The organism is Sphingobacterium sp. UBA6317, assembly GCF_002440385.1.
Lineage (GTDB): Bacteria > Bacteroidota > Bacteroidia > Sphingobacteriales > Sphingobacteriaceae > Sphingobacterium > Sphingobacterium multivorum.
Window position 1 is genome coordinate 1 of record NZ_DJTD01000050.1, and the last position, 5,546, is coordinate 5,546.

Annotated in this window: 3 protein-coding genes; all 3 read left to right on the forward strand. The window is 42.9% G+C overall.

Annotated features, from left to right (window positions below):
• The first annotated feature begins 17 nt into the window (after positions 1-17).
• Entirely contained in the window at positions 18-392 is a 375-nt protein-coding gene (locus tag B3E92_RS17735; protein WP_286897759.1) for a hypothetical protein, read from the forward strand.
• A 17-nt stretch (positions 393-409) separates the two neighbouring features.
• Positions 410-2,563 (forward strand): TlpA family protein disulfide reductase, encoded by a 2,154-nt coding sequence (locus B3E92_RS17740; RefSeq protein ID WP_286897762.1) that lies wholly within the window; start codon positions 410-412, stop codon positions 2,561-2,563.
• A partial coding sequence (locus B3E92_RS17745) for a SusC/RagA family TonB-linked outer membrane protein (protein WP_286897765.1) occupies positions 2,563-5,546 on the forward strand: 2,984 nt, incomplete at its 3' end. The genes B3E92_RS17740 and B3E92_RS17745, both read left to right, overlap by 1 nt.

Below are 5,546 nucleotides of genomic sequence, written 5' to 3' on the forward strand. Positions count from 1 at the left end.
AGATTACAGACTGAAAAATGAATAGGATTTTAGCGCTACAATTTGCTTTTGATCGAATGATTTATGATGTCCATAAGGTCGATTATGATCCTATAAAGGAAATTGAGGCATTCTGGAATTATTATGCCTTAGACGCTATTTCTGCAAATATTCTCCAGCTATTGAGTACTTATCTTGATGGTGGCGTAGGAGAAAATAGGATCCTAAAAGATGAGGAAATGCAGGAATTTGCAACCGCATTGTATCGGGTGTTGATAGCTTATTGTATCGTCAATCATCGCCATATAGACCTACGTAAAATGCAGCTGTCGGCAGAAGCTGAGGAGCGCGTCGGAAAAGAGCTAGAATTGAGCAAGAAAGTCGCTGAGTTCTTCGGTCGGTTATCTGAGTAACCACTAACAAAAAAATAATGAATATCCTGAAATTTTTAGCCTTATTAAAGGGCTATATAACCTATATATTTCAAGTACCTGTGAAGCACTACTTAAGCACAGATATAGTACTAATTACGCAAAATTTGCGTAAGAAAATTAGACAACGAAAAACGTACTTCAAAGGTACCTCGATCCAGCTAAAAAAGCGCTGTACGAATAGCGCTCAGAACCTTCTAAAAAAAGCAGATTCTTCGGGTAGCCTTCGGCTTTTGTTTGAGGATCGTTCGACACTGCGTCGTACCACCGTCGCCTCATCTTCGGGAACGCTTCGACTGTTGTTCGACTGCGCTTCGGGTGGGAGTCGAAGCGTACGCGAAGCCCTGCCGAAGCCGAGCCGAAGAAGTGCCAAGCCTGTCTCGAATATGTCCCGAAGAAGTCTCGAAGCCGAGCCAAAGGGCAGCCGAAGAGCGGGAGAGGCATTACCTTCTTCGGACTTTTGCCTGACCAACTTCGCCCCAGCTTCTGCCTTTCATGCTATCGGCATCGAGTTTTCATCGGGATCTCATCGGGCGACACCGATCAAAACCCGATGGGGACTCGATGAAAAACCGATGGAATCTAAAAATTCGGCAGGAATTGCTCAAAAGATGGTTGAAGCTTTTCAGCAGGTGGGGGACTTTAGATTGACGTATGGAGTAGAATCTGAACGATCTGTTTTAATGTTCTTTAAGTCGATCTGTAAGGCTTTTGTGTTGCGAGCCAATACTTTGCTTGGATTAGTAAGTTTAGTTGTTCAGCGGGCTTTAAAATGCTTCTTATTCGTCGCAGATTATAAGCGTGCGCATCGGATGGTTTTGTCATGCTTGTTTTTATGTTTAGTTTCTATGTTTAGTTTATCGGCTCAGACGCCCCGCAAGGATAGCGGGGCCGATGGGCTATCTAGTCTCGTTGCGCTAAAACCGGGCGATAAGATCCCGGATGCGGTATGGGACCAGCCGCTCGAACTGAACTATTTCAATGGAAAAAAGAAAACAATCAAGTTCGCTGATCTGAAAGGGAAGCTGATCTTGTTAGACTTCTGGTCAACAGGTTGTCCAAGCTGCATCGAAGGTATTCCCGACATGGAATTGATCCAGCAGCGCTTTCAGGATAAGGTACAGGTTGTGATGGTTAACAGCAAGCGGAATAAGGATACACCAGAGCGGATAAAGAAGCGATTCAAGAAATATAAAGAGGACTTTAACTACACACCAGTATTGCCGACAATACTGAATGATACCTTGTTTACGTCGCTTTTTCCGCATAATACGTTGCCAACGATAGGGATTATTAATCCCGAAGGTGAATTTGTCCTCAATTCATACGCAAGTTCTATCACAGAGGATATTATCCAAGATTTTTTAAAAACTGGAATAGCAAATAGGTTTATTGAAAAATCGGAAATCAAAAATACTGCCCGGATAAACACGCAGCCTTTGGTCGATACAACGGGACTTCTATTTTGCTCGGTGATGTCGGGTTATCGAGAAAATTATCTCGGTGTGTATCCCGCTGTGTCCTACAGCAAAGGAAGCTCGCTGTTTCAGGTGGGCAATTACTTTCTGAATACCTGTTATCAGCTGGCTTTTCCTGATGCATTCAAAGGGGTACAATCGAGTCTTTCCGTTTTTGATGATCGTATCACTAAGGAATTTATCGATCTGATGTACGACTTTAAAACAACAAAAGGACAGTTTTGGTATCAGCTCTACCTGCGCGATAGTATCACACAGGAGTTAGCATTCGATTATTTTAGAAATGCTTTGATTGAACGGTTTCATGTTGCTGTTGAGCGAAAAAAAGGTATTGTTGCGGCATACGCACTTTCGCTGGATGGAGCGCGTCCACTATGGAAAACCAAGGGCGGAATGTATATGAATAGTGTCGATAAAGGCAATGAATCTTTGATCATGCAAAATATGCCCCTAAATGGTGTGATTGGTTTCATTAGGTCTGTTTTGGACAAGCCGGTAATTTTTGAGGGTAAAAGTGCCGAACGGATTGATCTGCGTTTGCCGGGAAACTTTCTTGATCTGTCTATCAAACAAAAGATAGCTGCGCTGGAACAGTATGGCATAACGCTTACACCAACACAATACAATGGTGAATATCCTTATTTCTACACAGTATCTACACAGCATACGAAGTAATGAAAGTGTTGTTAACAGCGCTTTTTACAAGCGTATTGTTTTTCATGGGCAAGGCTCAGGAAAAAATTTGGGTAAAGGGTACAATTGTTTCAGCAAAAGATGGCAGGGAGCTCGTGGGGGCATCTATACGGAACAAGACCTTGCATAATCAGGCTGCAAGTTCATTGCAGGGGAAATTTGATATTCAGGTAGGTAATCATAAAGATTCTTTAATGATCAGTTGTGTCGGTTTCGTGGATAGGACTGTGGCCGCCGGATTTTTTGAGAAGCATAAGGTATTGGCTTTAAATGCTAAGGAGATTTATTTGGAAGAGGCTATTGTCAGCACCGGTTATCAGACATTGAAAGCCAATGAGGTGACAGGGGCTATTGATGTGGTCGATAATAAGATGCTCAGTCAGCAGGTGGGAACTAATATTCTGGATAGGCTCAATAACATGACAACAGCAATTCGTTTCGACAATCAGCCGATACAAAATGCTGACCTGCAGAAACTGAATATCTCTGTTCGAGGTTTGAGTACAATTAACGGAAACCTGGATCCGCTCATTGTGCTTGACGGCTTTATCTATGAGGGGGATATCAGTAATATTGATCCCAATAATATTGAAAGTGTCTCCATACTGAAAGATGCTGCAGCGAGTGCCATATGGGGAGCCCGAGCTGGGAACGGTGTTATCGTCATGACTTCAAAAAAGGGAGCTTTTTCCAAAGAGCAGAAGACAAAAATAACATTGTCAAATACTATAATCCTGAAAGAAAATAGCGATCTGAATAAAATCTATCAACCCCAAAATGCGGATTTTATCGCACTCGAAAAATATCTTTTTGAAAAGGGGTACTACGATTCGGAATTGCTATACCAGCCGTATCTGGCACAGTCGCCAGTGATCGACCTATTGGATCGACGTAAGCGAAATCTTATTTCTCCGGCAGATTCGGCCAGCGGTATAGCTAAACTCTTGGGGCAGAATGGAAGACAAAACTATATGGATGCTTTTTATAATGTGCCATTTGTCAATCAGCACGCGCTGAATATCTCGGGCGGGGGGACACGCAACTCGTATGGGTTTGGTATAGGGTATACGGGGAATAAATCCGAACTGGATGCTTTTGATAGAAAGATCAATATCCAGCTGTCCAATAGTTTCAGACCTACCGACAATTTACAGTTGGACCTCCAGGTGCTGTATACCAATCAGGATAGCAGAAAAGGCAAACCTGAATTCTCATCATTAAGCTATAGCAGTATGCAGGCGCCATATCTTCAGTTTCTAAATGAGGATGGTGGTGAAATCCCATTTGAAAAGGAATATAGGGCCAGTTATCTGAAAGAAAACTATACAAGTGGTTATCTGCCATGGGATTACTATCCACTGTCGGAATACAAATATGCAAAAGACCGACGGCAGAATAATGAATGGTTTTCGAGCCTGAACCTGAAATATAAGGTATTGCCTTACCTAAACCTGAATGTCGGTGGACAGATTCAGCAGCAGCGTACAGAAAATAACGAATTGAATACCTTGGAAAGTTACGAAGCACGTAAGTGGATCAATGAGTTTACCATCATCGGTACGGGTACCACAGCTACAAAATATAACATTCCACTCGGTGGTATAAAACGATACTCCGCTGCTGAGGGCAGGTCTTACACGCTACGTGGTCAAATTGATTTTAACAAATCGATTGGTCGGCATCTGCTGGTCGGTATTCTTGGTGGCGAAGTACGGGAGAACAGATCGAACACAAATTCCTATACGGCCTATGGATACAATGAACTGCCGATGTCAAGCACTTCGGTAGATTTTGTAACTCGCTTTCCAACATTGCCGGATGATGGGATGCGACGGATACCGGGAGCACCGCAATTTTTTAAAAATGTAAATCGATTTGTATCACTTTATACCAATATAAGCGACCGATTTATGGACCGCTATGGCCTATCGATGAGTTTGCGTAAAGACGGCGCTAATATCTTTGGTGCTTCGACCAATGATAAATGGTCGCCGCTCTGGTCCGTAGGCGGATCTTGGGACATTCATAAGGAGGCTTTCTTTAAGCTGGCCCTGTTTGATTATCTAAAATTGAGGACAACCTATGGAACCAGTGGTAACGTCGATCTACGACGGTCGCCGGATCCAATTGCCTATATCGGTTCGGCAACTTATACCAGCTATCCAATGTATCAGATAAGTACCTTGAATGATCCCTTGCTAAAATGGGAAAGAGTAGCAACCACTAACTTTGGTCTTGATTTTTCAGTAAGAAAAGGAAGATTGTCCGGGCGTATTGACTATTATATAAAGAAAGGCAAAGATCTATACGGACTGAGCGAATACGATTACACGGCATGGGGCTTACAGGGTACAGTTGTCAAGAATTTGGCAGGAATGCGGGGGCAAGGTTTTGACATTGACTTAAATTCAAAGAACATAAGCGGAAAGGTCAATTGGGATACGCGAATGATATTAAGCCTGAATAGGAACAAAACAACGCAATATTACAATCTGCAAAACAGTGTCACATCCTTTCTCTCGAGCGGAAATACCATCACACCGATCGTCGGTAAACCACTGAACGCATTAGCTGCTTATAAATGGATGGGGTTGAATGAATTTGGGGAAGGGCAGGGCCTGCTGGATGGTCAGCTAAGTACAAACTATACCGCCATACGCAACCAGGCTAATGCGTCACCAGAAGGAAATGAAAGTATCGTGTATTTTGGATCCTCCAAACCGCAGGTCTTTGGGAATATAATCAATACCTTGGCTTGGAAAACACTGATTTTTTCTTTCAATATCAGTTACAAGGGGGACTATTACGTCAGGCGTCCTGTGACGTCCTATTTTTCATTGTTTGCCAACGGTACGGCCTATCCAGACTTTGATCAACGATGGCAGCAGCCGGGGGATGAACAACATACACAGGTTCCTGGTATGAAATATCCTATAAAATCAATGTCGGATGCATTCTATCAATA

Coding starts and splice junctions, on each gene's coding strand:
- B3E92_RS17735 (WP_286897759.1), top strand. CDS start 18: ATGAATAGGATTTTAGCGCTACAATTTGCTTTTGATCGAATGATTTAT.
- B3E92_RS17740 (WP_286897762.1), top strand. CDS start 410: ATGAATATCCTGAAATTTTTAGCCTTATTAAAGGGCTATATAACCTAT.